The organism is Polaromonas sp. P1_G2 (assembly GCF_056405515.1).
In genome coordinates, this window is the sequence record NZ_JBFUBY010001160.1 from 1 (window position 1) to 450 (window position 450).

The 450-nt window shown below is 62.0% G+C and carries 1 protein-coding gene; it reads left to right on the top strand.

Annotated features, from left to right (window positions below):
• The coding region (locus AC1D0P_RS29555) for an FxsA family protein (protein ID WP_477679985.1) at window positions 1-395 on the top strand (395 nt) is incomplete at its 5' end.
• Between the last annotated feature and the right edge of the window lie 55 nt (window positions 396-450).

Sequence of the window (450 nt, forward strand, 5' to 3'; positions counted from 1 at the left end):
GCGTATGGAAGACGGTTGGCCTGGTGGTGCTTGCGGCGATCCTCGGCGTGGCGATTCTGCGCTATCAGGGGCTCGGTGCGCTCCGAAAAATCAATCAGGACATCAAACTGCATCGACCGCCGGCGCGGGGCATTGCCAATGGTTTCATGATCGTCATCGCCTCCTTCCTGCTGATCATTCCCGGTTTCCTCAGCGACGTTGCCGGGCTGCTGCTGCTCGTGCCGCCGGTGCGGCAGCTGATCTGGCGGCTTGTCGGCCGCCGTATCAATGTCAGCTACCACACGCGTTACCGGCGCGGCCGGCGGCAGGACGATTTCGTCGATCTGTCGAAAGACGACTATAGGCGCAACGACAATTCTCCCTCCTCCGGGCCACGGCTCAGGGGGCCTGACTGATCCCGAATCACCTGCGAGAGCCGAGGGTTGTAAGCCTCGGTGCGAAGTGCTAGAT